Source organism: Streptomyces atratus (assembly GCF_040655115.1).
Classification (GTDB): domain Bacteria; phylum Actinomycetota; class Actinomycetes; order Streptomycetales; family Streptomycetaceae; genus Streptomyces; species Streptomyces atratus_D.
In genome coordinates, this window is the sequence record NZ_JBFAJH010000039.1 from 35,781 (window position 1) to 61,487 (window position 25,707).

At 69.4% G+C, this 25,707-nt stretch carries 25 protein-coding genes and 3 pseudogenes; 4 read left to right on the forward strand and 24 right to left on the reverse strand.

Going from position 1 to position 25,707, the window contains the following annotated elements:
- Position 1: 1 nt before the first annotated feature.
- The 9 genes from AB0I23_RS30440 to AB0I23_RS30480 form a co-directional block, all read right to left on the reverse strand.
- Positions 2-307, reverse strand: coding sequence for a muconolactone Delta-isomerase (locus AB0I23_RS30440; RefSeq protein ID WP_359114081.1), 306 nt, complete (start codon positions 305-307; stop codon positions 2-4).
- 15 nt (positions 308-322) lie between these two features.
- A complete protein-coding gene (locus tag AB0I23_RS30445) occupies positions 323-1,903 on the reverse strand; it encodes an FAD-dependent oxidoreductase (protein WP_359114083.1) in 1,581 nt (526 codons plus the stop codon).
- Between the two features lie 62 nt (positions 1,904-1,965).
- Positions 1,966-2,523, reverse strand: coding sequence for a nuclear transport factor 2 family protein (locus AB0I23_RS30450; RefSeq protein ID WP_359114085.1), 558 nt, complete (start codon positions 2,521-2,523; stop codon positions 1,966-1,968).
- 86 nt (positions 2,524-2,609) lie between these two features.
- On the reverse strand, positions 2,610-2,732 hold the full coding sequence (locus tag AB0I23_RS30455; RefSeq protein WP_359114086.1) for a hypothetical protein: 123 nt from the start codon (positions 2,730-2,732) through the stop codon (positions 2,610-2,612).
- A gap of 534 nt (positions 2,733-3,266) precedes the next feature.
- Positions 3,267-4,055 (reverse strand): enoyl-CoA hydratase/isomerase family protein, encoded by a 789-nt coding sequence (locus AB0I23_RS30460; RefSeq protein WP_359114088.1) that lies wholly within the window; start codon positions 4,053-4,055, stop codon positions 3,267-3,269.
- Between the two features lie 44 nt (positions 4,056-4,099).
- Positions 4,100-5,626: a CocE/NonD family hydrolase gene (locus AB0I23_RS30465; protein ID WP_359114090.1), complete on the reverse strand. Its 1,527-nt coding sequence runs from the start codon at positions 5,624-5,626 to the stop codon at positions 4,100-4,102.
- 73 nt (positions 5,627-5,699) lie between these two features.
- A complete protein-coding gene (locus tag AB0I23_RS30470; RefSeq protein WP_359114092.1) occupies positions 5,700-7,304 on the reverse strand; it encodes a flavin-containing monooxygenase in 1,605 nt (534 codons plus the stop codon).
- A 51-nt stretch (positions 7,305-7,355) separates the two neighbouring features.
- Positions 7,356-8,504 carry an FAS1-like dehydratase domain-containing protein gene (locus AB0I23_RS30475; protein ID WP_359114094.1) on the reverse strand — a complete coding sequence of 383 codons (1,149 nt, stop codon included), beginning with the start codon at positions 8,502-8,504 and terminating at the stop codon, positions 7,356-7,358.
- A complete protein-coding gene (locus AB0I23_RS30480; protein ID WP_359114096.1) occupies positions 8,504-11,167 on the reverse strand; it encodes an acetate--CoA ligase family protein in 2,664 nt (887 codons plus the stop codon). The genes AB0I23_RS30475 and AB0I23_RS30480 overlap by 1 nt, the downstream gene beginning before the upstream one ends.
- Positions 11,168-11,327: 160 nt before the next feature.
- On the opposite strand from AB0I23_RS30480, the gene AB0I23_RS30485 reads away from it, so the two are divergent.
- Complete coding sequence (locus AB0I23_RS30485) at positions 11,328-12,119, forward strand: IclR family transcriptional regulator (protein ID WP_359114098.1); 792 nt, start codon at positions 11,328-11,330, stop codon at positions 12,117-12,119.
- Positions 12,120-12,232: 113 nt separating this feature from the next.
- Here the strand turns inward: AB0I23_RS30485 and AB0I23_RS30490 are convergent, their stop codons facing one another.
- The 3 genes from AB0I23_RS30490 to AB0I23_RS30500 all read right to left on the reverse strand — a co-directional run bounded on the left by AB0I23_RS30490 (position 12,233) and on the right by AB0I23_RS30500 (position 14,375).
- On the reverse strand, positions 12,233-12,772 hold the full coding sequence (locus AB0I23_RS30490; protein WP_359114100.1) for a nuclear transport factor 2 family protein: 540 nt from the start codon (positions 12,770-12,772) through the stop codon (positions 12,233-12,235).
- 146 nt (positions 12,773-12,918) lie between these two features.
- The gene (locus AB0I23_RS30495) at positions 12,919-13,434 is read right to left on the reverse strand and encodes a MaoC family dehydratase (RefSeq protein WP_359114102.1); all 516 of its coding nucleotides are present in this window, start codon (positions 13,432-13,434) and stop codon (positions 12,919-12,921) included.
- Positions 13,431-14,375, reverse strand: a complete 945-nt coding sequence (locus AB0I23_RS30500) for an SDR family oxidoreductase (protein WP_359114104.1) — start codon at positions 14,373-14,375, stop codon at positions 13,431-13,433. Before AB0I23_RS30500 ends, AB0I23_RS30495 begins: the two co-directional genes overlap by 4 nt.
- 452 nt (positions 14,376-14,827) lie before the next feature.
- Here AB0I23_RS30500 and AB0I23_RS30505 point away from each other — a divergent pair, with 452 nt between their 5' ends.
- On the forward strand, positions 14,828-14,998 hold the full coding sequence (locus tag AB0I23_RS30505) for a hypothetical protein (protein WP_359114105.1): 171 nt from the start codon (positions 14,828-14,830) through the stop codon (positions 14,996-14,998).
- A gap of 136 nt (positions 14,999-15,134) precedes the next feature.
- On the opposite strand, the pseudogene AB0I23_RS30510 reads toward AB0I23_RS30505, so the two are convergent.
- The 8 genes and pseudogenes from AB0I23_RS30510 to AB0I23_RS30545 form a co-directional block, all read right to left on the reverse strand.
- A pseudogene (locus AB0I23_RS30510) lies at positions 15,135-15,230 on the reverse strand (SDR family oxidoreductase); the annotation flags it as partial.
- A gap of 211 nt (positions 15,231-15,441) precedes the next feature.
- A complete protein-coding gene (locus AB0I23_RS30515; RefSeq protein ID WP_359114107.1) occupies positions 15,442-16,212 on the reverse strand; it encodes an SDR family NAD(P)-dependent oxidoreductase in 771 nt (256 codons plus the stop codon).
- A gap of 99 nt (positions 16,213-16,311) precedes the next feature.
- Positions 16,312-16,854, reverse strand: coding sequence for a flavin reductase family protein (locus tag AB0I23_RS30520; RefSeq protein WP_359114108.1), 543 nt, complete (start codon positions 16,852-16,854; stop codon positions 16,312-16,314).
- 5 nt (positions 16,855-16,859) lie between these two features.
- Positions 16,860-17,792 (reverse strand): SDR family NAD(P)-dependent oxidoreductase, encoded by a 933-nt coding sequence (locus AB0I23_RS30525; protein ID WP_359114110.1) that lies wholly within the window; start codon positions 17,790-17,792, stop codon positions 16,860-16,862.
- A 70-nt stretch (positions 17,793-17,862) separates the two neighbouring features.
- Positions 17,863-18,633: an SDR family NAD(P)-dependent oxidoreductase gene (locus tag AB0I23_RS30530; protein WP_359114112.1), complete on the reverse strand. Its 771-nt coding sequence runs from the start codon at positions 18,631-18,633 to the stop codon at positions 17,863-17,865.
- Positions 18,634-18,770: 137 nt separating this feature from the next.
- A complete protein-coding gene (locus AB0I23_RS30535) occupies positions 18,771-19,730 on the reverse strand; it encodes an isocitrate lyase/PEP mutase family protein (RefSeq protein ID WP_359114114.1) in 960 nt (319 codons plus the stop codon).
- Positions 19,727-20,254, reverse strand: a complete 528-nt coding sequence (locus AB0I23_RS30540) for a cupin domain-containing protein (RefSeq protein ID WP_359114116.1) — start codon at positions 20,252-20,254, stop codon at positions 19,727-19,729. The genes AB0I23_RS30535 and AB0I23_RS30540 overlap by 4 nt, the downstream gene beginning before the upstream one ends.
- A 76-nt stretch (positions 20,255-20,330) precedes the next feature.
- Complete coding sequence (locus AB0I23_RS30545) at positions 20,331-21,515, reverse strand: LLM class flavin-dependent oxidoreductase (protein WP_359114118.1); 1,185 nt, start codon at positions 21,513-21,515, stop codon at positions 20,331-20,333.
- Between the two features lie 305 nt (positions 21,516-21,820).
- Between AB0I23_RS30545 and AB0I23_RS30550 the strand changes: the two are divergent.
- Positions 21,821-22,072: pseudogene (locus AB0I23_RS30550) on the forward strand (DDE-type integrase/transposase/recombinase); the annotation flags it as partial.
- Here the strand turns inward: AB0I23_RS30550 and AB0I23_RS30555 are convergent.
- The gene (locus tag AB0I23_RS30555) at positions 22,047-22,187 is read right to left on the reverse strand and encodes a hypothetical protein (RefSeq protein ID WP_359114119.1); all 141 of its coding nucleotides are present in this window, start codon (positions 22,185-22,187) and stop codon (positions 22,047-22,049) included. The pseudogene AB0I23_RS30550 and the gene AB0I23_RS30555 sit on opposite strands and share 26 nt — an antisense overlap.
- Before the next feature lie 538 nt (positions 22,188-22,725).
- Here AB0I23_RS30555 and AB0I23_RS30560 point away from each other — a divergent pair.
- Positions 22,726-23,729, forward strand: a pseudogene (locus tag AB0I23_RS30560) (IS5 family transposase).
- A 290-nt stretch (positions 23,730-24,019) separates the two neighbouring features.
- Here the strand turns inward: AB0I23_RS30560 and AB0I23_RS30565 are convergent.
- The 3 genes from AB0I23_RS30565 to AB0I23_RS30575 form a co-directional block, all read right to left on the reverse strand.
- On the reverse strand, positions 24,020-24,499 hold the full coding sequence (locus tag AB0I23_RS30565) for a riboflavin kinase (protein WP_359114121.1): 480 nt from the start codon (positions 24,497-24,499) through the stop codon (positions 24,020-24,022).
- Positions 24,500-24,551: 52 nt separating this feature from the next.
- A complete protein-coding gene (locus AB0I23_RS30570) occupies positions 24,552-24,707 on the reverse strand; it encodes a hypothetical protein (protein ID WP_359114122.1) in 156 nt (51 codons plus the stop codon).
- 257 nt (positions 24,708-24,964) lie between these two features.
- Positions 24,965-25,339, reverse strand: coding sequence for a hypothetical protein (locus tag AB0I23_RS30575; protein WP_359114124.1), 375 nt, complete (start codon positions 25,337-25,339; stop codon positions 24,965-24,967).
- Positions 25,340-25,707 lie beyond the last annotated feature (368 nt).

Sequence of the window (25,707 nt, forward strand, 5' to 3'; positions counted from 1 at the left end):
ATCACGCACCGCCCGCCTGGATCTGCTCCCACCGGACCGTCGATGGGTGGACGACCAGCGGCGTCACCGTGATGTCGAGGTAGTGGAACAGCGGCAAACCGCTGATCAGCGTGTGCAGCTCGTCGTTGTCCTCGACGTCCCAGACTGCGAGCGTGGCATACGCCCCGGCCTTGCGCCAGACGTGCAGCTGCTTGCCCGCGCGCCGGGCCTCCATCCCGTAGTCACTCTCGGCCTGCGTCAGCGCCTCCCACGCGTCGGCGTCGAGCGTCTCGGGCTTGCGGACCTGGATGTCCACCAGGAAGAGCATGTCTGTTCTCCTCTCTCACGCGGGCTGGACCACCGGCGCACCGGTGATCGCGGCCAGCGCCTTCGCGACAGTGGTGGGGGCGTCGTCGGTGACGCGGGCCAGGACGTGGCCGTCCGGGCGCACGAGCACGGCGCCGTCGGCGTCGATCCCGTAGGTGGCCAGCGCCCCTGGGGCCAGGTCGACGGACGTGGCGGGCACGCCGTGGTCGGCAGCCGCACGGACCGCCTCGCCCGCGGCGCGCGCCCCGATGGCCGCGAAGACCGTCACCCCGGAACCGAGCACGTCGAGCGTTGAGGTGGTGCGCGCCTCGTCAAGCCACACGTGCGGGGCCCGCTCGCCGGGGGCGGCGCTCGGGGTGTACGTGCTGACCGGCCACGGGCCGCGGGGCTGGTCGGGCTCCAGGACGACCGCGCCTTGGTCGTAGCGGTAGCCGATGTCCAGGCCGAGGTGGTGGAAGTTCTCGGTGCGGAACGTGCGCGGGCCATCGTGCTCGGCCCCCACGTGCGACCGGAAGTTCAGGACCGCCTCCTCGCGGTCGAACAGCGCGACCGGGCGCCGCTCCGGGCCGTAGGTCCCGAGCAGCGCGGGGGTGGCCCAGCCCCGCAGGACGGCGGCGAGCTTCCAGGTGAGGTTGTGGACGTCCTGGATGCCGGCGTTCTGGTTGAACCCGCCGTAAGGAGGCATGACGTGCGTCGCGTCTCCCGCGAGGAAGATCCGGCCCTTCTGGTAGTCGCTCGCCACCCAGGCGCCGACCTCCCACGTGCGGTAGTCGATGATCTCGACGTCCAGGTCGGGGTCCCCGGCGGCCAGGCGGACCTGCTCCTGCCAGTCGACCTGGTCGACCGGCAGACGGTCGAGGACCGGAGGTCGGCCGAGCATCGCCACACGTCCCTCGGTGTCGACCGGTACGAACACCACGGTGCCGACGGTGTCGGGGTTGTCGATGTAGATGAAGGCGGACTCGCTGTCCGTGCGCGACGTGATGAGGTCCGAGCGGAACAGCACGCTCACCGACTGCTGCAGCGAGGGCTCGCCGTCACGCTCGATGCCGAGCTGCTCGCGGATGCCGCTCTGCGCACCGTCGGCGCCGATCACGTAGGCCGCCTCGACCGTCTCGGTGCTGCCGTCGAGCCGGGAGCGCAGCTCGAGCCGCACACCGTCCTCGATCTCGATCACCGACAGGACCTCCGTCGACAGGCGGACGTCCACGGGAGGCTGCAGCGCGGCCTCGCGCAGGACCGGCTCCAGGATGTCCTGCGAGCACAGGAACACCTCGAGAGGGAGCGGGGAGAGGTCGTTCTCGCCCCCGTCGGCGACCACCGAGGACTCGACGACGTCGCTCCAGGGGGAGGCGGCGTCCTTGCCGAGATAGCGCACGGGAGGGGTCGCGAGCCCGGCGGCGCGCACCCGCTCCTCGATGCCCCACGAGCGGAAGATCTCCATGGTGCGGACGTTCACGGCGCGGGACTTCGGGTGGAGCGCAGGCTCGGCATGTTTGTCGATCACCATGACGCTGACACCCCGGCGGGCCAGGTCGATCGTCGCGCTCAGCCCGACGGGGCCGGCGCCGACCACAGCAACATCGATGCGACTCATAAAACTATCCTAACATGAAAGCAGCCGTCACAATATGAAAGTTGTGCTGGCGCGAGGTGGGTTCACCAGTCGGCGTCGTAGGTCGGGTCGTCCGGGTACAGGCCACCGAAGGTCGACGTGGGCGGGATCTTGAACAGCTCGGCGTAATCCGCCTCGGGGCCGAGGCGCTGCGCCCAGTCCCACACGCATGTGCGCGACAGCACCTTCCACACGCCCTCGCGGCGCTCGCAGAGGTCCCGGTAGCGCCCGCAGAGCACGTCCGAGGGGTCGTCGCCCGGACGCACCCGCACGTAGATGAACGCCGTCTCCCGCCGTGCGCGGTCGCCGTCCAGGTCCACCAGCATGTTCGTCACGTAGTGGTTGGCCCGGTGGCCGAGCTGCTCCTGGAGCTCCATCGTCCAGTCGCAGAAGTCGTGGGAGGTGCCCACGAACATGCCGTGGTTCTCGGTCGACTCGGGCCAGTAGGTCGACTTCATGAGGCCGAGCTCCTTGCGGTCCATGCCGCGGCAGTAGCGCGCCATGTTCTCGGAGAGCTCCTGCTTGGCGAGCAGGGTGCGCAGCTGCTCTTGCTCGGCGCCCGTCAAAGGGTCCGTCGCGCTCGGCAATGGTGTGTCGGCCATCTTCGATGCCTCCTTGCGTGTGCTGTCGGGGCGGCCCCGGAGCCACGGCAGGCCCCGGGGACGGGTGGTGCTGCCGCGTCGTGGCACTACTGCGTCGCGCCCAGGTCGGGCGGCCAGGTGACGATCTCCGGGAAGAGGATCAGGACCACCGCGACCAGGACGGCGACGGGCAGTAGCCAGAAGGTCGCCGAGAAGATGTCAGCGACCACCTGGCGACCTCGGCGTACGGCACGGTGGCCGGCTGGCCTCGCACGAGCGTCTCGCCGCACAGCACGTACATGCCGAGCAGTGACGAGACGACCATCGCGAAGGCCACCGACACCTTCAGGAACAGCAGAAGGACCATGGTCAGGACGCCGACGACCTCGCGCGGGACCTGCGGGGACACGCCGACAGCGGCCCCGGCGAACCTTGGCCAGGGCGATGGCTGGACGACCCAGGAGTGGACGGACCGTTCAACGGGCTCCCCGGTCCCGTCCTGCGTGGACGGGACCGGGGTGCCGTGCTCTTCTCGATCACCTTCAGCACAGGGTCACGCACCTTCCGGCTCGAGATCGTGGAGCTGGTCGTGCTCGGGCACGGCGTGGCCGCGGTGGCCCTACACGGAGACGACGGCAGGCTGCGCCGTCAGTACCGCGAAGGCCAGAGGGCGAGGAAGCAGGTCGGTCAGGCGGACAAGTCGCCGGCCTCGGCGATGCGCCGTACCTCGAACGCCTTCACGGCCCCCACGCAGCGGGGTCGGCTCAGGCCGACTCCTCCACCTTCGTGGGCTGCCAGCCCGTGCCGATGGCGACGAGGCCCTCGGTCATCAGGCCGTGGCTGACGCCGTGGAGCATGACCTTCTTGAGCTCCGTGAGCATGAGCATGCGCGTGGTGCGCAGCGTCAGCTGGGGCTGCTTGGCGATCTGGCGGGCCAGCTCGTAGGCGCGCGGCACCACCTGGTCCTTGGGGACGACCTCGTTGACGGCACCCCACTCGAGGGCCTTCTGCGCGTCGATCTCCACGCCGGTGAGAAGCATGTAGCGGGCGCGGTTGAGGCCGATCACGGCCGGCCAGATGACCTGCATGCCGTCACCGGGGACGACGCCCACCGAGAAGTGCGGGTGGTCGCCGAACACGGTGTCTTCCGATGCGATCGAGATGTCGCACAGCAGCGCCTGCTCGCTGTGGACGCGCGCGGGACCGTTGATCGCCGCGATCATGGGCACCTCGATCTCGAGGTGGTCGAGCACGAGACGCTTCGCGTCGGCGTGGAGCTTGAGCCAGATCTCCGGAGTGATCCAGCTCTTGTCCGGGATCGGGACCTCCCGGTCGATGAAGGTCTCGCCCGCGCCGGTGAGGATGACGACCTTGTTCTCTGGGTCCTTGCCGATGTCGCCCCAGACCGACGACAGGTTGTCGTGGACGTCCGTGCCCCAGTAGACCTCGGCACCATCGGTGTGGATCGTGACGAGAAGAATGCCGTCCTCGTCACGCTCCAGCTTGAGGTGCTTGTACTTGCCCTTGTAGTCGTCGAAGCGAGTCACAGCCATTGTGCCTTCTCCTTGGTGGTGGGGTGCTGCCCTGGGGGGGAGGGTCAGACGACGTCGAGGTGCAGCGCCGGGGCCGGCTCGAGCACGGAGACGCCCGCGCGGGGCCCGTCCTCGAGACGCGGGAAGTCCGACGCGGCGACGGTCAGCGACAGGCGCGTTCCCCGGGCGAGCCGCACGGCGGTCGGCCCGAGATCCACGCTGATCGTCTCGCCCTGCCCGGCGCTCGCGGTGGTGCGGCTGGAACCCTCGGCCAGCAGCACCACCTCGCCGTCGTGGTCGGCCGTCGACAGCTTGACGACGACCGCGGTCGGTGCATCGCTCGCCACGGTGAGCGTGCAGGTGATGCCCCCGAGGACGTCGGTGTCCTCGGGCAGCGGGTCGGAGACGAGCACGACGACGTCGTCGCGCTCGCCCAGGGATCCCTGGGGACGGGGGCCGGCGTTCGCGGCGACCTTGTACCCGGGGAAGAACGTGCGCCCGCCGATCGTCGGGACGGGCTCGGCCGACACGAGAGCGTGCCGGGAACCGTCCACGCGCAGCGGGACCTCGACCGGCAGGGCCTCCTGCGGAGGCCAGGTCGAGAAGGACCGCCACTCGTCCGCACCCATGACGAACACCGTGACGGGGTCGGCGGCGGCCGGGCCGCCGTCGCGCAGCGCCTCGAACCAGCCGAGTTGGAGCCCGGTCGGGTCGAGGGCGTCGAACGACGCCGCCGGGCCGTAGGTGCGCCCGGGGAACCAGCCGCCCATCACGCCGTGCGCCCAGGGACCGGCGAGCAGCCGGTCGTGCGGCTGCCGGGTGCCGGCGGCGTCGCGGCGGGTGTAGCTGGCGACGGCTCCCGGGCCGAAGATGTCGAACCACCCGGCGATCACGAGCGCGGGCACGCGGACGCGCCCGGCCGCCTCGGGGTCCACGATCTCCCCGCTCCGGTCCCGCCAGTCCGGCAGGTAGGGGGCGAGGTCGCCCGCGGCCTCGACGAGGTCGTCGAATGTGCGGTACCGCCCGTCCGTCACGCCCTGCACGAGCGCGGCGGCACGGGCGCGGTCCTCGGGAGAGAGATCCTTGCTGCTGGCCGCGAGCACGGACGCCCAGTGCGCGAGGAACCCGAACGTCAGGTTCTGCTCCTCGTGCGTCCAGCCGGTGGTGACGTCGTCCGCGGTGCTCGCCGGCACGATGCCGAGGAGCCCCTCGGGCGCCCGGGTGGCGGCCAGCCACTGGGTGATGCCCACGTACGAGCCGCCGACCATGCCGACGTGCCCGTCGGACCACGGCTGCTCGCGGACCCACGCGATCGTGTCGGCTCCGTCGTCGGCCTCGTGCACAAAGGGGTCGAAGGTTCCGCCGCTGCGGAACCGGCCGCGCACGTCCTGGACGACGACGGCCCACCCGCTCTCGGCGGCGCGCAGCACGTTGATCCAGGTGTTGGCGTGCGCGGGGTCGTCCTTGCTGTAGGGGGTGCGGATCAGCACGGTGGAGCGGGGCTCCGCCCCCTCGGGCCGGTAGACGTCGGCCGCGAGGACCGTGCCGTCGCGCATGGCGACGGGGACGTGCTTGTCGACGACGAGACTCATGACCACCTCCTCGTGGTGTCTCTGGTGCCGGTCGGCGGACCAGCGGGCTGGCCCGCCGACCGGCGGGTCCGGGTCAGCTGGTGAACTCGAGCCCGTCGTACTTCTCGCCGAGGTACTCGTCGACGTCAGCGACGTAGCGGTCGAACCCGCCCGCGTACGGCAGGAAGAAGCGCGACCCGTCGTACCGGTTGACGTGCACCATGTAGTTGTCCACGGCCCGGCGGATCATCGGCTCGGCGATCTCGTTGCAGCGGTCGCCCCACTTCTTCTCGGCCTCGAGGGTCGGCTCGACGCGCTCGGCCCTCGCCTCCTGGGCGTGGCCGATGATCTTGCCGACGAGGTCGACGTGATAGTTGTTCAGTGTGAAGAAGTTCGCCAGCACGCTGGGGCTCTGGACCCCGGTGAGGGTGAATAGGTTGGGGAACCCGTTCGACATGAGCCCCAGGTAGGTCTGCGGCTTGTACGTCCACCGGTCGCTGGGCTGCTGCCGGTGCTCGTTGCGGACGTTGGCCTGGTCCAGGGCGCCGGTGAACGCCTCGAACCCGAGGGCGAACACGATGACGTCGACCTCGTACTCGGCGTCCCGGGTCTTGATACCGGTCGCCGTGATGCGCTCGATCGGGTCGCTGCGCAGGTCGACGAGCGAGACGTTGTCCTGGTTGAAGATCGGGTAGTAGCCGGTGTCGATGACCAGTCGGCGGGTGCCGAGGGGGTACGACGTCGGTATGAGCTTCGCCACGGTCTCCGGGTCGTCGACCTGCTGGGCGACCTTGCTGCGAGCGAACTGCGAGACCACGTCGTTGATCTCGATGTTCGTTCCCTGGTCGGTGAACGTGCCGAGCAGGCACTGCCCGCCGAACGCCCACCGGGTCTCCAGGATCTGCAGGCGCTGCTCGGGCGAGTAGTCGACGCCGCGGCCCACGGGCGGCGGCATCACGTACCCGACGGGGGTCGCGTAGCTCTCGTCGCGGAACTCCAGGACCTTCCGCGACAGGCGCTCCTTCTTCACCGGGTCGGCCGGGCGGTTGAGCGCCGGGACGACGTAGTTCGGGGTGCGCTGCATGACGTAGAGGTGCCCGGCGGTCTTGGCGATCTCGGTCGCCGCCTGGACGCCCGAGGAACCCGTGCCGACGACGGCAACCCGCTTGCCCGCGAAGTCGACGGGCGTCTGCGGCCAGTGGGCCGTCTGGTACCACTCGCCCTCGAAGTCGCCCAGGCCCTCGAACTCGGGGTCCTTGGGACGGGACAGGTTGCCCGTCGCCATGACCAGGTAGCGCGCCCGCACCGTGCGGCCGGTGTCGGTCGTGATCAGGTACCTGTTCTTCCCCGGCTTCCACTCTGCCGACGTCACCCGGGTGCTGAGCGAGAGGTTGCGGCGCACGTCGAGCCGGTCGGCGACGTAGTTGAGGTAGCGCAGGATCTCGGGCTGGGCGGCGTACCGCTCGCTCCAGTCCCAGCCGGCGTAGAGCTCCTCGTCGAACATGTACGAGTAGCTGTCGCTCTCGATGTCGACGCGGGCGCCCGGGTAGGCGTTGTGGTACCAGACGCCGCCCACACCGGGCGCCCCCTCGAAGCCGTGCACGGAGTGCCCCAGCTCGGCGAAGCGGTGCAGGGCGTAGATGCCGCCCATCCCCGCGCCGACCACGACGACCGAATACTCCTCAACCTGACCGTTCACTGGTCACTCCTTCTTCTGTGCACGTCCTCGGGCACCGGGGGTGCGGGTCGCTCAGGCCTCGGGCAGGGAGACGATCGCGACGGCGGTCGTGGTCTCGACGCCCAGCTGGTTGACGGCCTTGAGCGTGAGCTCGGCGCAGGCGCCGTGCGTCTCGTCCTCGAACACGCGGGTGACCTCGCCGCCGATCCACTGGGTGTCGCCGAAGACGCCGGGCTGCTTGATGCGCACGGAGATCTTCAGGAGGTCGGCGTCGTCGCCCATCCAGTTGGTCACACAGTGCGTCATCCAGGACACGCGCTGGTTGCCGTTGTCGTAGGCGCCGGGCATTCCGATGGCGCGGGCCATCGCGGCGTCCTGGTGGCCGAGGCTCGGGAACGGCTCGGACAGGAAGTGCTCGGGGCCGAGGTTGGTCGGCGCCGTCGGGTCGCCGTTGCGCACGCGCTCCTGCTGGCGCACGCGAGTCTCGACGCCGCGGTAGCCGGCGGTGCCGATCGCACCCGCGTAGTAGGCGGTCATGGTGATCAGGTCCAGGGGGCCCTTGACGACCTTGGGGATCACATCGCCGACGTGCACGGTGCCGGCGAAGCGGGCGCGCGGGCCGCGGATCTCCTCGGCGAGGATCTCGGCACGGATCTGGGCCATCTCCTCGTCGGTGTACACGTGCGGGTCGCGGGGCTCGTGCATGCGGGTGCTCTCGGTGCTGCGGGCGACGCAGACGATCGTGTTGCGCACGGTGCCGACGAGCTCCTCGCCGACGAAGTAGTCGGTGCGGCCGACCTGCTCGACCAGGCGGCCGGAGCGGCGGCCCTCGCGCTCGCGCACGTCCTCGACGAAGGATCGGGCCCGGATGCGCTCGCCCAGGCGGATCGGGCGGTGGAACTCGACGTCGGCGCCGAGGTGGAGCGCCTGCAGGCCCTCGGACATGCCCATCGCGAGCTCGGCGTCGCAGACCGAGTACAGGAAGGTCGGCGGGGCGACGCGGGTGCCGAAGCGGGTGTTCTTCGCGTAGGTCTCGTCGAGCCACAGGGGGTTCTCGTCACCGATGCCCCACGCGTAGTGGCGGATCGTGTCGGCGGTTGCCTCCTCGTTCCACTGGACGATCACGGCCGACTGGCCGAGGAAGCTCTTCATGTAGGCGACGTCCTCGTCGCTGACCTGCTTGCTGGGGACGGCCTTGCCGGTGGGGGTGGCGGTGCTCATCAGTTGGTTCCTTCCAGGGTGAGGACAGACACAACGGCGTCGACGACCGTGACGGTGGCCGTCTCGGGGTCTGCCAGGATCGGGTTGAACTCGAACTCGTGGACGTCCCCGCGCTGCTCCGCCCACGCGACGACGTCCCTCACCGCGTCGGTCAGGGCGTCGAGGGTCTGCGCGCCGGGGTCCTTGCGCAGCCCGGCGGCGACGACGCGCACGGCGGCGATCGCGTCGCGCACCTCGGGGCGCGAGGTGGGCAGCGGCAGGATGCTGATGTCGTCGATCGCCTCCGTCATGCCGCCGCCGGCGCCCAGGACCAGCACGGGGCCGAACTCGGGGTCGCGGCGCAGGCCCACGAGGACCTCGGTCTTGCCGGGGGCCATGGTCTGCACGGAGATCGTGGCGTTCTCGGACTGGATGGCGGTCAGGCGAACCGCCGCGTCGCGCGCGGCCTCGGTGCTGTCGACGCCGATGAAGACGCCGCCCGCGTCGGCCTTGTGGAGGATGTCGGGGTCGTCGATCTTGATCGCGACGGGGAAGCCGATCTCCTCGGCGGCGCGGACGACGGACTCGACGTCGCGCACGGCACGGCTGGCGGGCACGGGGACTCCAGCCGCAGCGAGCTCCTCGGCGACCTCGCGGAACGTGAGGTGCTCGGTGCCGCCGGCAGCGGCCGCCGAGCGCAGGGAGGCGCCGACGAGCTGGCCGCGCGCGGCACGCGTGCGCTGGACCTTCGCCCACGAGGCCGCGGACGCGATCGCGTCGAGGGCGCGTGCGGCGGTCGGCAGCGCGATCGCTCCCGCGGCGCGCAACACCTGCGCCTGCTCGGTCGTGACACGGTCGTCCTCGGACAGCGGGACGACAACGACCCGCACACCCTCCGGGACGTCCATCGCCGCGATGCCGGCGGCTAGCTCGTCGAAGTCGTGCGCCAGGCGCGTCGCGGTGACGATGACCCACCCGCCCGTCGAGGTCGTGACCACGCTGTCGACAATGCGCACGTAGTCGGCGGTGGTCAGCTGCACCCCGACGTCGACGGGGTTGCCCACGTGGTCGCTGCCCACGGCCACGGCGATCCTGGCGGCCGCCTCGGTACCGAGGTCGCGGAAGGTGAGGTCGCGGTCCTCGGCGAGGTCGTTCCAGAGGACGGCCTGTGCGCCGGAGGTCGTGACGACCGTGAGCTCGTGGTCGTCCCTGGCGAGCCTGCCGGCGAAGACGTCGAACGTCTCGGCCAGGTCGAGGAGCTGCTCGGGCGAGGTGCACACCGTCCCGAAGCGGTGGCGCAGGACGCTCTGGGCGACCCGGCCGCTGCCCGCGAGCTTCCCCGTGTGCGACTGCGCGCCGAGCGCACCGCGGGCGGAGCGCCCGAGCTTGAGCACCGCCACGGGGACCCCGCGCTCGCCGGCTGCCGCGGCCGCGGCCTCGAGGTCGTCGCCCGGGCGGAAGCTCTCGACGATGGAGGCTAGGACGTGCGTGTCCTCCTCGGCGGTGAGCCAGCCGACCCAGTCGGTGAAGCCCAGCGAGATCTCGTTGCCGGAGCTGGCCCAGGCGCTCAGCCCGCTGACGCCGCGCGCGACCAGGGACTGCATGAGCGCGTTGCCCAGGCCGCCGCTCTGGCTGAACAGCGCCACGTGGCCGGCCGGGAGAGGGGTGCGCTGCAGGACCGACGAGAACGTCGCGGTGAGGGACCGGCCGACGTGCATGAAGCCGATGCAGTTGGGGCCGACCAGGCGTGTGCTGCCCTCGGCGAGCACCGCACGGATCTTCTCGTCGCGGTCGTGCCGGCCGGTCTCGCCGAACCCGCTGGCGAAGGCGACCGCGAAGGGGACGCCGATCGCCACGCACTCGCGCAGGTCCTCGATCACGCGGTCTGCGGGGCCGACGAGCACCGCGACGTCCGGGACCTCGGGCAGGGCGGAGAGCGACGGGTACGTGGGGACCCCGAGCACCTCGTCGTGGACGGGGCTGACCGCGTAGTACCGCCCGTCGAACCCGAGCCGGGACAGGTAGTCGAGCGTGCGGCCTGACGTCTTCCACGGGTCGCGGGAGGGGCCGACGACGGCCACGCTCTCGGCCCGGAGGGGGTTGTCGATCCGGGGCGCCCGCGGGCCAGCCTCGACGACCGGTGCCGGGGCCGGCTCCGCCGCCCCGGCGGTCCGGCGGACCTCGCCGGGGCGGCGCACGCTGGGGACCTCGATCGCCTCGATCACGGCGCCGAGGTCGTTCTCGGTGTCGAAGTAGGCGAACCCGCCATCACCGTTCAGGCCGTAGCCCCGGGCCGTCTGGGTCACGTGGTATCCCGCCTCGGCCATGCGGGCGATCGCCTCGTCCAGGTCGTCCACGAAGACCCCGAGGTGGTGCAGGCCGACGTGGCCCGCGTCGAGGAAGTCCTGATAGATGCTCGGGCTGGCGAGCGGCTGGATGAGCTCGACCTGCGGGCTGGAGCCGCCCATGCCGAGCAGCATCTCGAACCTGCCCTCGGCGTCGCCGTAGCGGGACCAGCGCAAGAACTCAGGGGTGTAGTGGTAGCAGGTCCACTCCTCGATCCCGAACATACGGCCGTAGCGGTCGAGCGCGGCGTCGAAGTCGTTGACGAGGATCCCGATCTGCCCGATGTCGCCGATCGGCGTCGAGACCATGGGGATGGCTGCCAGCGACGTTGCCGTCATGGTGTCTCCAGTTCCGCCGTTAGAAAACTATCGTCATGTGATAGCAGCTTTCGTGATGGCATTCTTAGTGGGCGGCGAAGTGTGATGTCAACAGGTGAGCGCAACCACATTGCGATCGATCATCGCCAAACTCTCACCATGTGAGTGATAGCCTGGAGAAATGACGGCCAGGAACCCTGCATCTGACCCTGCGGCACCTCGCGACCTGGTCCAGTCGGTCGTCCGGGCCCTCGACATCGTCGACATCGTCGCCGAGAGCGACACACCGCTGCGTGCGCAGGTCATCGCGCAGCGCGCGGGCCTGCACCTGGCCACGGTGTCGCATCTGCTGTCCACCCTCGTCTACACCGGCTACCTGCAGCGCCACGAGCGCGAGTACAGCCTCGGGGGTCGCAAGATCCTCTCCCTGAGCTCGCGCGTCGAGGCGGACTGGCGGCCCAGCCGAGAGGCCTACGACATGCTGGAAACGGTCGTCAGCGCGATCGGCGAGACGGCGTACCTGTCGGCGTGGCACGACGGAGACGTGACCATCGTGGCGATCCAGGAGGGGTCGCACTCGGTGCGTGTGGCCGACCTGCGCGTGGGGGTGTCCGGAGACATCCATGCGCGCGCGTCGGGCAAGGCGCTGCTCGCGTACGGGCCGCCGGCAGCGGTCGACAGGCTCGGGGACGCCGACGGGAACCTGCCGGCACGCACCGAGAACACGCTGACGTCCCGCGAGGCCCTCGTCGTCGAGCTCGAGGGGACGCGCGAGCGCGGGTACGCGATCGACGAGCAGGAGTACGTGACCGGTGCGTGCGGGCTCGCGGTCCCGCTCTTCGAGGGCGCGCGGTGGCCGCAGACGGCCCTGGCGATCACGACGCCGCTGCACCGCTACGAGGACCCCGAGCAGCGCGAGCTGTACGTCAAGGCCCTGCGCAGGGTGCGGGAGCTCGACGCGTCGATGGGCTGAACCTGCCTGGGGCGAGCCCGAGGCCCGCCGGGGGTGCGGTGACAGGATGCAGGGCGGCGCCGCTCTCCACCCCGTCGCCGCGCCTCCGCGTGATCAGGCACGGCGGGGCGCGCTCACCGAGTGAACTCGGTGGGGGCGCTCTTGATCCAGTCCTTGTAGACCGGGTCGTCCTCGCGCCAGGAACCCCAGTGCGAGACCCGGGGGACGCCCACGATGCCCCAGTCGGTGTTGGTCTCCCTCACGTCGATCCAGTCCCAGACGCAGGTGCGGTGGAGGATCTTCCACTCTCCGTCGCGCTTCTCGCACAGGTCGCGGTAGCGGCCCGCCTGGTACATCGTCACGCCGGTCTCCTTGAACGGCACGACGCAGATGAACATCGACTCGCGCTTGGCGCGGTTGCCGTCGATCTCGGACAGGACGTTCGTGACGTGGTGGTTGCAGCTGAGGACCTGGTTCTCCCAGGCGAGAGCGGCATCTGCCCAGCCCGGTCCGTCACCGACGTACGCTCCGTGGTCGTCCCAGGAGTCGGGCCAGTAGGTCGACAGGATGAGGTTGTGGTCGTGGCGGTCGGCACCGCGGACGTACATCATCAGGTTGTCGTGGAGAGCCTGCTTGTCCCACAGCTCCATCAGCTGAGCATCGGTCAAAGACATCGGATGCCTCGTCCTCCTGTGAAGTCGAGGGCCGCGTCGCTGCTGACCCTCGCCAGGAACAACGGTATGAGGAGGCCGCCGGGGACCGTGTTGCGAAGAGACGACATCCCCACGAGATTGCACGCCAAAAAGTTCGGCGCTGTCGTTCACGCCGCGGTGTCGGCGGCCTGCAGGGCGTCGTCGGGCGGAGCGGGCTCCTCCGGGGCGCGGTAGTAGCGGATGACCTGCTCGGCGACGAGCGCCGGCTTCTCCGAGCCCTCGACCTCCATCACGTAGGAGGTGACAGCCTGCACGCCGCCCGGGATCGGGGTGACGTCGAGCAGGGGCATCGTCAGACGGACACGGGAGCCGCCCAGCACGGGGCTGGGGAAGCGGACCTTGTTCGTGCCGTAGTTGACGGCGCTCGCGGCGTCGGTGACCTGCAGCAGGTCGGTGGACAGGCCCACGGCGAGGGACTGCGTGAGCATGCCGTGGGCGAGCGTGCCGCCGAACGGCCCGGCCTTCGCGCGCTCGACGTCGACGTGGATCCACTGGTGGTCCTCGGTGACGTCCGCGAACCTGTTGATGCGCTCCTGGTCGATGGTGAGCCAGTCGGACTGCCCGAGCTGCTGGCCGACCAGGCCGGGGAGCTCGTCCATGGTGGTGATGGTGCGGGTGCTCATGCGTTGTTCTTCTCTGCGACGGGAGCGGCAGGCTTCTTCATCTCCGGGAGCACGAGGGTCGAACCGACCGGCTGGTGCCAGGGTGCGAGGAGGCTGTTCCAGTCCTCGGCGATCTGCTCGGCGGTCCAGCCTCCGGTGTTGAAGCCCGTGGTGAGCTCGTGGGGGTGGGACCAGATGCCGAGGCGGTCCCCGCCAATGTTGACGGCCTGGCCGGTGACGTCGGCGGCCTCGTCGGAGGCGAGGAACCCGACGACCCCGGCGACGTCCTGGGGGGTGCCGAAGCCCAGCAGGCGGCGGGCGAAGGACGGCAGCGGTTCCCCCGCGGCGGCCGCCGCGACGAGCTCCTCCAGGCCGGGCACCGTGGCGGTCATGGCGGTGGCGGCGATCGGGGTGATGGCGTTGACGGTGATCTTGTCGCGGGCAAGCTCCATGGCCCACGTGCGGACCATGCCGACGATGCCGGCCTTGGCGGCGGCGTAGTTGCCCTGGCCGAAGTTGCCCTGCTGTCCGGTGGAGGAGCCGACGGTGATGATGCGCCCGCCGGTGTCCTGGGCCTTCATCTGGATCGCGGCGGCGCGCACGCAGGTGAAGGTGCCGCGCAGGTGAACGTCGATGACGGCGTCGAAGTCGGCGTCGGTCATCTTCCACAGCACCTTGTCGCGCAGGATCCCGGCGTTGCAGACCATGACGTCGAGGTGGCCGTAGGTCTCCACGGCGTGCGCCACGAGGGCCTCGGCGGTGGCGGTGGGACCGACCGGCGCGGCGAGGTGGCTGGCGGCGCCACCGGCCGCGCGGATGCCTGCGGCGGCGTCGGCGGTGACCTGCTCGTCGACGTCGTTGACGACGACGGCCGCGCCGAGCCGTGCGAGCTCGGTGGCATAGGCCAGGCCGAGCCCGCAGCCCGACCCGGTGACGACGGCGACCTTGCCGGTGAGGTCCATGAGCACTCCTTCGTGTTCGCGCGATGAGGGGGAAGCTGCGGGGGCGGCCGGCGCACCCCGCAATTCCGTTACGCTCACAATATGGGTGTCAGTTTCGCAATGCGATCATTTTTCAGAAAATGATTGTCGTCGCTCCCCAAGAGGTCCCCGTGGGAACGGGCGCGGCCCCACGGCCCGAGAGCGAGGAGCCTCTCGGGCCGCGGGGCGACCACCGGGTTCCGCACCCTGCATCAGCGGGCCAGGAACCGGTCGTAGGCGGCGTTGGTCAGGAACGGCGGGAACTCGTCGCGGAGGGCGACCTCGCGGAAGATCTATGCGGTCTCCCGCGAACCGGTCGGGGCCGGACAGGACCTCGGTGAGATCGCCTCGACCCGGTCCCGGGTCACCAGGTCCCCTAGCGTCGTGATGTCCGGACAGAGGCGATCCTCGCTTCCAACGGAAAGGCGCTGGTGATGTGCGGGCACTACTACGACAAGTACGTCAAGGTTGACGGCAAGTGGAAGTACAAGTCGTTGAAGACCCGCCCGTTCTACGCCTCCGAGCCGAGCAAGGGCTGGGCGGAGCAGCGGTGGGCCATCCCCACCGTCATGGAGGTTGGCTACCCCGTCACCGACATGAAGTAGGTCTTGCCCGGACACTGGCACAGGGTCCTCACCACACGGTCGAGTACCCAGGCCGTGACGTCGGCCCCGCCACCTCCTGGCTTGGGTTGCGGGGCCGGCATCGTGCGTGCCTCGCCGCGGGCGGGGCGGGCTGACCTTACTTGCCGGCCACGTACCCGCCGTCGACGGCGAGGGTCACGCCGGTGGCCATGCGCGCCATGTCCGAGCACAGCCAGACCGCGGCGTCGGCCTGGTCCTCGGGCTCGAACCCTGCCTACTGCACCGAGCTCGACTTGGAGCAGCTCGGCCAGGCCCTCGCCGCGGCCGACAAGGACAAGGCTCCCGCGACCCGCGACCGCATCATGGCGCACCTCGCGATCCTCACCGAATGCGGAGCCGCGGAGGGGACCCGTGGCTCCGGGCTGCGTCGTCGATCGTCTGGCCGAGCGGCCCTCGGGGCCGCCCTACTCGGACCCGAGGATGTCCTGGTTGATCGCACCCTTGCCGCCGTCGACCACGAGGTCGACGCCGTTGATGTAGCTGGCCTTGTCGGAGGCGAGGAAGACGACGGCTTCGGAAACCTCGCTTGCGTCCGCGAACCGCTTCGCCGGGATGTGCTTCGACACGGATGCGATCGCCTCGTCCGACAACGACGCCCGGGTCAGGGGCGTCATGATGGCGCCCGGCATGACGGCGTTGACCCGGATGTCGTGCTTGCCGAACTCGAAGGCCGCCTGCTTGGTGAAGCCCCGGATGGCGAACTTGGACGCGGAGTACGCAGGGTTCACCGTCGTGTCGTAGCGCATGCCGGCCAGGGACGAGATGTTGACGATGGAGCCCTTGCCGTTCTCGACCATGGTGGGCAGCACCGCTTGCATGCCGAAGAAGGTCCCGGCCAGGTTGATGTCCATGATGCTGCGGTAGAGGTCCTCACTGACCTCCAGGAGACCGACGATCGGGCCGGCGATCCCGGCGTTGTTGACCAGGACGTCGACGGTGCCGAACACCGCCTTCGTCTCCTGGACCGCCTCCGCCCAGCTGCTCGGGTCGGTGACGTCGAGCTCGACGAAGAGGGCGTCACCGCCCAACTCGTCCGCGAGCTTTTTGCCGCTCGCGACGTCCAGGTCGGCGACGACAACCCTCGCGCCCTCCTCGACGAACTTCCTGACGTGGGCCTCGCCCATTCCCTTCGCACCGCCGGTGATGATGGCGACCTTGCCGTCCAGGATGCCCATGGTTCTCCTCCTTCTGTCTGCCGTGCGCCGTCGCACGGTCGTCGGGGTGTGCGGACGGGACTGCTGCTGGTCCCGCTCCGTACCGTCAGGGTGTGGGCGTCACGCGGCCTGTTCGTGCGCGACGAGCTCGCGGAACCGCGCGCCGTGCCACACCAGGGGCTCGTTCTCGCCGACCCCGAGCTTGTTGAACTCGAGCAGCACCATCCAGTGGTCACCAGCCTCGGTCACGTCGTGGATCGAGCACTCGAACCACAGCGCCGCGTCCTCGAGGAAGACGGCACCTCCGGCCCCGACCTCTATCGGGACCTCGTCGAAGCGTGCCGCACGGTCCTTGCCGGCCAGCTTGCGAGTCAGGTCGCCCTGCCCCTTGCCGAAGACGGAGACGCCGAGCGTGCCCGCCTCCTTGATCCGGTCCCAGGTCTCGGACGACTTCTGCACCGCGACCGCGCCGAGGCACGGCTCCAGGGAGACGCCGACCATGAACGAGGACGCCACGAGCGCGTGCTTCTCGCCGTCGACGTCGGCCGCGAGCACGGCCACGCCCGACGGGAACTGTGCGAACGCGTCGCGCACGGCTCGAGGGTCCCCGACGATCTCGCGCACCTTGCTCACCGACCTGACCTCCTGCTCTATGACGGTCACCGGACTCACACCCTCTCCACGTTCGCGGCGTCCTCGGGCAGCACCGAGTCCAGCTCGGGAGCGAGGTGCACCATCTGGTCGCGGAACGACTCGCTCGCGTTGTGGAACACGCGCATTTCGCCGTCCTTCGTCAGGGCCTCGGTCTGCTCGACCCACGCCTCGGGCGTGGCCGCCGCAGCATCGACGCGCTTCATGCCCGCGATGGCCACACGGCCCGCCGCGACACCCGCGATCTCGAAGGTGTCGGCGTACGTCGTGGTGTCCTGGTGGGCGAGGTAGGTCACGAAGGCCGACACTGCCTCCGGCGGGACGTTCTCCTTCATGGCCTCCTGCACGATGGGGTTCGGGAACGCGTCCTGCGTCATCGGTGTCCAGGCCACGGGCATGAGCGTCGTGACCTGCACGCCGACCTCGCGCGCCTCGGCCGCGAGACCGATGCTCAGGCCCCACACCGCGGCCTTGGCCGCGGAGTAGGCCGAGTCGAGCGGCACACCCATGAGGCCGTTCGAGGAGATGTTGATCAGGCGACCCGTGCCCGAGGCGATGAGATGCGGCATCGCGGCGCGCGACACCTCGACGACGCCCTTGACCGTGACGTCGAAGACGCGCCACCACGTGTCGCGGTCCATCTCCCAGAACGTGCCGAACGCGTTGATGCCCGCGTTGTTCACGACGACATCGAGCTGGCCCCACGCGTCGATCGCGGTCTGCACGATGGCCTCCGCGCCGGTGACGACGTTGTTGGTGTCGACCACGGCGGTACCGCCGTCAGCGATGATCTCGGCAACGGCCGAGGCGGCGTTGTCCGCCTTGAGGTCGTTCACGACGACGCGCGCGCCGCGCGAGGCGAGCATCTTGGCGTGCGTGCGACCCATGCCCTGGCCTGCGCCGGTGACGATCGCGACGCGGCCGCCGAAGTCGAGGTTCTGTGCAGTCATGTCCGCGCTCCTCCTGAGAAGTTCTGCTGTGTCTGTGTGGGGCCGCTCCTGCGGCCCCGCGGTGGGCCGTCTACTTGCCCGCGAGGTAGCCGCCGTCGACCGGCAGCGTCACGCCCGTGACCATCCGCGCCTGGTCGGAGCAGAGCCACACGACGGCGTGGGCCTGGTCCTCCGGCTCGGCCAGCACTCCCATCGGGATGCCAGCCAGGATGCTGTTCCTGAACTCCTCGCCGGGGTTCTGCTCGAAGGCGTTCATCATCATTGGGGTGGCCGTGGATCCGGGGGCGAGTGCGTTGACCCGGATGCCCTTGGGCGCGTAGTCCATGGCGACGTTCCGGGTCATGCCGACCACGCCGAACTTAGCTGCGGTGTAGGGCGCGTTGTAGGCGATGCCGATCAGCCCGGCGCCGGAGGCGGTGTTGACGATCGACCCGCCCCCGTTCTCCTCCATCGCGCGCACCTCGTGCTTCAGGCAGTAGAAGACGCTGTAGAGGCTGATCTTCATCACGCGGTCCCAGACCGCGCTGTCCATGTCGCCGATCGGCGCGAAGACACCGTTGGTGCCCGCGTTGTTGAACGCGAAGTCCAGCTTCCCGAAGGTGGACACCGTCGCGTCGACGAGCGCCTCGACCTGTGCCTCGTCGCTGACGTCGCAGCGCAGGAACGCCGCGGTGCCGCCCTCCTCCTCGATCTTCCTGACCGTCTCGGTACCGGCCGTCTCGTCGATGTCCGAGACCATCACAAAGGCCCGGGCCCGGGCCAGGGCGACCGCGGCCGCCTGCCCGATCCCAGACCCTGCGCCGGTCACCAGACCGGCCTTGCCACTCATCGAACTCGCCACGAATCAGACTCCCTTGTCAGATCGGATGCGACCACGCGGGGGCGCCAGGGTCCGCCCGGCCGGGGGCAGGGGTCCCGGCCGAGCGATCCGTGGCCTGCCGGAGCCGGTGCGGCCCCGGCAGGCCACGGGGTGGGTCGTCAGTACGTCTCTCCTGCGTGCGCGCTGCTCTCGTAGTCGCGCTGCGCGTCCTCCGGGAGGTACTTCTCCTCGATGCGACGCACCTCCTCGGAGGAGGGGCGGCCGAACATGGCGCCCCAGCCGATGTCGTACTTCGTCCCGGCGTCACCGTTCACCTTCTGGAGGTACTCGGGGAAGCCCGTCGCCTCGCCGCTCTCGATGGCGTCGACCATGAAGTGGTAGACCTCGCGGACCCCGGGCAGGAAGACTGGCAGCGACTGCACCGCCTGCCCCATCGCCGTCATCTCGGCAACCGTCCTGGTCCCGATCATCGGGACACCGACGACGTACGCGGGGCCAGGCGTCTCCTTGAGGGCGATCTCGGCCTGCTCCCACGTGTGGAAGCCCTCGTAGAAGATGACGTCGGCGCCGGTCTCGGCCTTGTAGAGCTGCGCGCGGCGGATCGCGTCCTCGAGGCCGCCGCCGGCCGCTCCGTACCCGTCGGTGCGCGCGACGATGACGAAGTCCTCGTCGAGCTTGTCACGCGCGTCGCACGCGGCGTTCAGCCGACCGATCGCCTCGACGTCGGAGACGAGCTCCACGCCGGCGACACCGCCCGACTTCTTCGGCTCGCGCTGGTCCTCGATGTGGATGCCCGCGACACCGGCGTCGATGAACTCGAGCACCGTGCGCTGCACGTTGAGGGGCGCACCGTAGCCGGTGTCGCCGTCGCAGTAGATCGGGATGTCGGCAGCGCGCGCCGTGCGGCGCGCGAGGTCGACGACCTCGGTCATGGTGAGCCAGCCGACGTCGGAGATGCCCTGCCACCAAGCCGACACCCCGCCGGAGAGCTGGAACGCGCCGAAACCCGCGTGCTGCGCCATCTGGGCGTGGATCGGGACCGAGCCGAGCGGCAGCAGCTCGGTCTTCTCGCTCTCGAAGACCGCGCGCAGCGCCTTGCCGGGAGAGGTCAGGCTCACGCTGCGGCCCCCTCGGCGGTGTTGAAGCCGACGGTGACGACGATGTAGACGCAGTCCTCGTCGTAAGGGTTCTTCCAGGCGTGGGGCACGCCGGCCATGACGAGCAGGTCGCCGGGCACGAGGGTGCGCTTCTTGCCGCCCGGGAGCACCAGGTCGACCTTGCCGGAGATGACGACCTCGTAGTCGATGGTGTCGCTGGCGTGCATCCCGGCGTCGCCGTCGTCCTCGGTCGCGGACATGCTCTCGTCGAGGGTCGAGGCGTCGACCTCGCCCGACGAGTGCGCCGGGAAGCTGCTGACGCCGAACGTGGACCCGTTCGGCCCGGCCAGGGAGACCTTGGTGGGCGGTGCCCCGAAGGAGGTCTTGCTGTGGCCGCCCTCGACGGCCCAGTAGAAGGCGCCGGCGGACACACCGGGGAAGTCGAACTCGGCGGCAGGGCTCGGGTCGAGGAAGTCTGCCTCGCCCGCCTCGTTCCGGCCGGCGACGACCAGGCGGAACTTCTTGGGGTCGGGGAACGTGCTCATGTCTCTGCGCTCCTTTGCGAAGGACGGGGAAGGGGGGGACCGGCCGGGCGCCTCGGCGCCCGGCCAGGGTGGGGTGTCAGGCGCGCAGGCCGATCTCCTGCATCAGGGGGAAGATCTGCTGGTCCATGCGGTCCAGGCCCTCGTCGTAATCGACCATCCCGGTGCAGATGCCCGTGATGCCGGCGTCGTAGAGCTTCTGCAGGCCCTCGGCGATCATCTCGGGGGTGCCGACCAGCGGGGTCAGGCCGGCGCGCAGGAAGATGCGGACGGACTCGTCCTGGCGGGGGTCGTTGCTCTGCTTGTAGACATCCCAGTCCATGCTGCGGGCGTCGCCCGTCATGCAGATCTGCTGGTAGCGCACGGCGCTCTCCCAGTCGCCCTTGTCCTCGACGTAACGGACGTAGTCCCAGGCTTCCTTCTCGGTGTCCTTGCACACGATGTGGACGCCCGCCCACAGGGCCAGGTCCTCGCGGCCGGCCGCGTCGGCGTTGGCGCGCAGCTTGCTCACGATCGGCTTCGCGGCGTCCACGTTCGGGATCTGCGCGAAGAGGATGTTGGCGTGGTTGAACGCGAACTGCTGGCCGGCCGGGCTGGCGCCCGCGCTCATCACCAAAGGGCCGGGAGTCTGGACCGGTTGGGGGTAGGACTGCGCGCCCTCCAGGTTGTAGTACTTGCCCTGGAAGTCGAACTCGTAGTCGGCGCCCTCGGTCTTCCACAGGCGCTCGACGATGGTCATCCACTCCTCGGCGACCTCGTAGCGCTCGTCGTGCGGGGGCAGGTCCACGCCGAACATCCGGAACTCCGGCTCGAAGTACCCGGCAGTCGCGTTCAGGCCGAAGCGGCCACCGCTGATGTGGTCGACTGTGGAGGCCATCTTGGCGGCCATCAGCGGGTGGAAGAACGGCACGTGGCAGGTGGTGAAGATGCCGATGTTCTCCGTGGCCTCGGCCAGGCCGGCCGCCCAGGTGAACGTCTCGAACTGGCGGCCCCAGGGGCGGTCCGGGCCGGACAGGCCCTGCCAGCGGGCGATCGGGACGAACGCGTCGACGCCGTAGCGGTCGGCCTTCTGCGCGAGGCCCTTGATCTCGCCCCAGCCGTCGAGCTTGATCATGTCGTCGGCGAAGCTCAGGCCACCCTGACCGGTGGAGACGTTCGCGCCGAAGATCGCGACCTTGAACTTGTTCGGGCCGTCGAGGATAGGGCGCTTGTCGCGCTCGACGGTGTGGTCGAGCTTCCTCTTAGGGGGTGCGACAGCAGTCATCGTTCTCTCCACTTCGTCGTGGTGCGGCCTGGCAGGGAAGACGGGGCCGACGGCCACACCTGGTCTCTCTTGAGGCACGACGGTAAGTGCTGTCCGGGGTCATATCGGCACGGTCAAGAGCGCCATAAGAGCGGGAAAACGCGCCACCTGTCCGCGTGCTCGTCTCTGAGTGGCTCTGGCAAGGAGATCATCTCGGTGTCATGGTCGGCAGGGTCCGCGCAGCGGCGGCGGAGGTGGGCGGTCAGGGCGACTCGGTGACGGAGAAGCGGAACGCCGGCGCGGCCTGCCATCAGACGTTTCCCTGCGAGACGGTCCCGGCCTGGAGCACTGCGTTCGGCCCCCCACGCCATGCAGTTGCGCCGCCGGCAGCCGCGTCCCAGCGACAAATGGCATCGGGATGAGGTGTTCATCAAGGCAACGGGAAGACGCGGTACTTGTGGCGCGCGGTCGACCAGGACGGAGGCGTCCTCGGCATCCTCGTCCAGGACCGCCGCGACACGGCCGCAGCCAGGCGCTTCTTCCGCAAGCTTCTCAAGGACCGGAGCCTGCCTCCTCGGCGATGTCTGTGAGGATGACCTTCGCGCCTTCGTCGATGAATAGGCGGGCGTGCTCGGCCCCATGTCTGCCGCGCCCCCCCGTGATGAGAGCGACCTTGCCCTGAAGCCTTGCCATGATGAGTCCTCCTGCATGATTGCTGCCTGTTGTGTGAGCCGAGCCGCTCGGCATGAGCGCCTGGTAACCACTGATCTGTGCGGCGCGACAGGCCGTTGACTTGTCGAACCGCTAGTTGCTCGCTCGAGTCGTCGTACGTGGTCGACGCTCACCGAGCCGTCCGCATTGTGAGAGCTGGCGGTGTTGTCGGCGGCAAGCGGTCAGATTTTTCGGTGGAGCAGCCCTGCCCGGGGTTGGCGTGTCGGGGTCGCTGGCCACCAGGGACGCGGCGGTCGCCGGCCCTGGCGCCGTCGGACCGTCCCGCCGCACGTCGGGCTGAGGGCGCGAACGGTGCTGGATGCCATGCCCCGTGCAGCGTCCGTGCTCCCAGGAGCGTCCGTGGGAGCTGTCAGAAGGTGCGCTCGGCCACCTTGGCTTGATCTTCTAGTTCAGCCAACACACCCATTGCCGATCCCCGCCTGCTAGGGCGCGTATCGGGTCGTGATCAATCTGCGGGATTCGCTCTCGCGGCGGGGCCTGGACCGGTAGATCTTCTTCCATGACCCGTGTGCAACTGACGGACAAAGAGTGGGAGTTCATCGGGCCGTATCTGCCGATCGGCGAGTACGGCCCGTACCCCGAGCGGCTGCGGCAGCAGTTCGAGGGGGTGATCTGGCGGTTCAGGACCGGCGGGCAGTGGCGGGAGATGCCGAAGGAGTTCGGCGCATGGTCGACCGTTTATAACCGCTTCCGGCAGTGGCGCGACGCGGGCGTCTTCGAGGCCCTGCTGGAGGGCCTGATCGCGGAAGCCGCGAAGCGGGGTGAGGTGGACCTGTCCCTGGTGAGCATCGACTCCACCACCGCGCGCGCTCACCACGACGCCGCCGGGATGCACCTGGACCAGGACGTCATCACCGCGCTGGAGAAGGCCGCCGCCCGGGAGGAGAAGGCCAGGTCAAAGGGGGCGGCCTCGAAGGACGAACCGGGCAGGGCGCCGAAGCCGACCCCGAGCGGGAAGAGCGACGACGCATCCGGCGCCGGTGCAGACTCCGGCTGAAGCCCGCTATCCTCGGACGCTCCCGGGGCGGGCAGACCAGCAAGGTCCACCTGGCCGCCGACCGTAAGTGCCGCCCGCTGGCGTTCGTGCTGACCGCGGGCCAGGCCGCGGAGAGCCCGCAGTTCATCCCGGTGCTGGGGAAGATACGGGTCCGCGGCCCCGTCGGCCGCCCCCGCACCCGGCCGGACGCGGTCGCCGGGGACAAGGCCTACTCGTCCCGCGGCAACCGGGCCCACCTGCGCAGACGCGGCATCAAGGCAGTCATCCCGGAGAAGAAGGACCAGGCCGCCAACCGGAAGAAGAAGGGCTCCGGGGGCGGTCGGCCGCTCAGCCACGACACCGACCTCTACAAGGAACGGAACACCGTCGAGCGCCTGATCAACAAGCTCAAGGCCTGGCGAGGCATCGCCACCCGATACGACAAGACCCCAGACAGCTACCTCGCCGGCCTGCACCTACGGGCCTCAATGATCTGGATCAAAGACCTCACCCGGACCGCCGATTGATCACGACTCAATACGCGCCCGCCGCTACACTCCTTCACACCGTTCCCGATCCCGCACCCGACCTGAAAAGGGTCGTCAGCTCGGCTTCGACACGCCGACCGCACGATGCGGGAACACCGGTGTGGAGCGCGCTGAATCTGCCGCGAAGAGGCAAGCGGACGTCATGCTTCGGCTGAGTCCGACTCGCTGTGCGAGCAGGCCGACGTCGATCCGTGCGCGCCCGGCGCGACGCTGCGCCTCCGCGGCGGCCACAACGCGCAGAACTGCCCACCGAGGCGGCCGAGGCCGGGTCATCGCGCGCCCGCTTCGAGCGAGATCGACGTCGCCCAGTTGCGGACATCCTCAATGTCTCTCGCCAGCTGCCCCACAAGGTCCTCGACGTCACGAAACCGGCGTTGCGGGCGGAGTCGGTTCACGAGATGGACCGATATTTCCCGCTCGTACAGTTCGATCTCCACGTCGAGGAGATGGGCTTCGAGGAGTCGTTGGCCGTGGCGGCCGTAGAAGGTGGTTCTCCGTCCGATGGAGACCGCGGCCGGCCAGTGCCGGCCGTCATCCTCCGTGACCACTACGGCGGACCAGACACCGTCGAGGCGAGCGCTCGTCGCCATGGTGAGGTTGGCGGTGGGAAAACCAAGCAGTCGTCCGCGGGCATCGCCGTGTTGGACGACGCCGCTGACAACCTGGTCCGGTGCCTGAACGCTTTCGATTGCGAACGGCCGGCTCGCTGTCAGGCGCCTGGCCGGGCCCTGCCGAGTTGTCTGCCGCATTGGGATCCTCCTCGGTGGGGTCAGGGGCCACATCGGTTCACGAGCCGCGTCATCAGTAGTGCTCTGCGATGTGGGCGTTGTTGTCGTAGTCGCGCTGGGCATTCTGGGGAAGGTACTTCTCTTTCTTCTCGCGCACGTAGCCGGTCGCCGGGAGCCCGAACAGGGCGCCCCAGCCAACGTCGTAAGTGGTGCCGGCGTCGGCACCCATGCGGTCGAGGTACTCGGCGCAAGGCGTGGCCTCGCCCGACTCCTTGGCGTCGGCCAGCAGTCGCCATCGCTTGTGGATGCCCGGCAGAACGAACGGAACAGGCTGGTCGCCTGCCTCAGTGCGGTCATCTCGGCGACGGTCTTACGGCCGATCGTCCCCACGCTGACGGCGTATGCAGGTCCGGGCGTCTCCTTCAGCGCGAGTTCGGCCTGCTCCCACGTGTGCATGCCGTCGAAGAAGATCACGTCGCGCCGGTCTCAGGCCTTGTAGAGCTGCGCACGACGGATCGCCTCGTCGACGCCGCCACCGGCGGCACCGTAGCCGTTGGCACCGTAGCCGTTGGTGCGGGCGACGATCACGAAATCGTCGTCGAGCCTGTCACGGACAGCGGCGTTCAGGCGCCCGATCGCCTCGGCGTCGGACACGAGCTCGATGCCGGCGACACCACTCGACTCTCCCCAGTTGCCGAGCTTGATTGTGTTCTCGGCGAGGTTGAGACCGCCCTGGCCGGTCGTCACATTCGCGCCGAAAATCGCTACTTTGAAATTGTTCGGGCCACCTATCATGGGCCGCTGAGAACGTTCGACTGTGTGATCGGCGATGAAATCACGCGGTGTGACATTGTGCGTCATTGGTTTTCTCCTAAGTGGCGGGTGCGTCGGCTTCTCCGCCGACCTCCGTTGACGCATGACGCTAAGAGTCGGCAGGACCGTGCCATCATGGTAAGAGACGCCATCAACACAGGAAAACACGCCAAAGTGCATCCTCTTGTCCATTGGTGGCGCAAGATGCCAAGCTATTGGCGTCTCTTCAGCTGCTTGGCGGTGCTCCAGCCACCGCCGCGCTTCCGGAGCGGCACCCCATCAGCTCAACGAAGAGGAGTGAGATGCGTTCTGCGACCGTTTCTCGGGGCACCCGGGCGAACAGGCCATGCGGTGGAACGACGTCCAAACCGGCTTCGCCGGGACTCCTTGGCCGGCCAGCTCCCTACCGCGGCAGG

Coding starts and splice junctions, on each gene's coding strand:
- AB0I23_RS30540 (WP_359114116.1), bottom strand. CDS start 20,254: ATGAGCACGTTCCCCGACCCCAAGAAGTTCCGCCTGGTCGTCGCCGGC.
- AB0I23_RS30480 (WP_359114096.1), bottom strand. CDS start 11,167: ATGACGGCAACGTCGCTGGCAGCCATCCCCATGGTCTCGACGCCGATC.
- AB0I23_RS30555 (WP_359114119.1), bottom strand. CDS start 22,187: ATGGCAAGGCTTCAGGGCAAGGTCGCTCTCATCACGGGGGGGCGCGGC.
- AB0I23_RS30525 (WP_359114110.1), bottom strand. CDS start 17,792: ATGACTGCACAGAACCTCGACTTCGGCGGCCGCGTCGCGATCGTCACC.
- AB0I23_RS30570 (WP_359114122.1), bottom strand. CDS start 24,707: ATGGGTGCCGACGCCGGCACCACTTACGACGTTGGCTGGGGCGCCCTG.
- AB0I23_RS30440 (WP_359114081.1), bottom strand. CDS start 307: ATGCTCTTCCTGGTGGACATCCAGGTCCGCAAGCCCGAGACGCTCGAC.
- AB0I23_RS30505 (WP_359114105.1), top strand. CDS start 14,828: ATGTGCGGGCACTACTACGACAAGTACGTCAAGGTTGACGGCAAGTGG.
- AB0I23_RS30495 (WP_359114102.1), bottom strand. CDS start 13,434: ATGAGCACCCGCACCATCACCACCATGGACGAGCTCCCCGGCCTGGTC.
- AB0I23_RS30515 (WP_359114107.1), bottom strand. CDS start 16,212: ATGGGCATCCTGGACGGCAAGGTCGCCATCATCACCGGCGGTGCGAAG.
- AB0I23_RS30565 (WP_359114121.1), bottom strand. CDS start 24,499: ATGCGGCAGACAACTCGGCAGGGCCCGGCCAGGCGCCTGACAGCGAGC.
- AB0I23_RS30450 (WP_359114085.1), bottom strand. CDS start 2,523: ATGGCCGACACACCATTGCCGAGCGCGACGGACCCTTTGACGGGCGCC.
- AB0I23_RS30475 (WP_359114094.1), bottom strand. CDS start 8,504: ATGAGCACCGCCACCCCCACCGGCAAGGCCGTCCCCAGCAAGCAGGTC.
- AB0I23_RS30490 (WP_359114100.1), bottom strand. CDS start 12,772: ATGTCTTTGACCGATGCTCAGCTGATGGAGCTGTGGGACAAGCAGGCT.
- AB0I23_RS30575 (WP_359114124.1), bottom strand. CDS start 25,339: ATGACGCACAATGTCACACCGCGTGATTTCATCGCCGATCACACAGTC.
- AB0I23_RS30465 (WP_359114090.1), bottom strand. CDS start 5,626: ATGAGTCTCGTCGTCGACAAGCACGTCCCCGTCGCCATGCGCGACGGC.
- AB0I23_RS30545 (WP_359114118.1), bottom strand. CDS start 21,515: ATGACTGCTGTCGCACCCCCTAAGAGGAAGCTCGACCACACCGTCGAG.
- AB0I23_RS30500 (WP_359114104.1), bottom strand. CDS start 14,375: ATGGACCTCACCGGCAAGGTCGCCGTCGTCACCGGGTCGGGCTGCGGG.
- AB0I23_RS30485 (WP_359114098.1), top strand. CDS start 11,328: ATGACGGCCAGGAACCCTGCATCTGACCCTGCGGCACCTCGCGACCTG.
- AB0I23_RS30445 (WP_359114083.1), bottom strand. CDS start 1,903: ATGAGTCGCATCGATGTTGCTGTGGTCGGCGCCGGCCCCGTCGGGCTG.
- AB0I23_RS30460 (WP_359114088.1), bottom strand. CDS start 4,055: ATGGCTGTGACTCGCTTCGACGACTACAAGGGCAAGTACAAGCACCTC.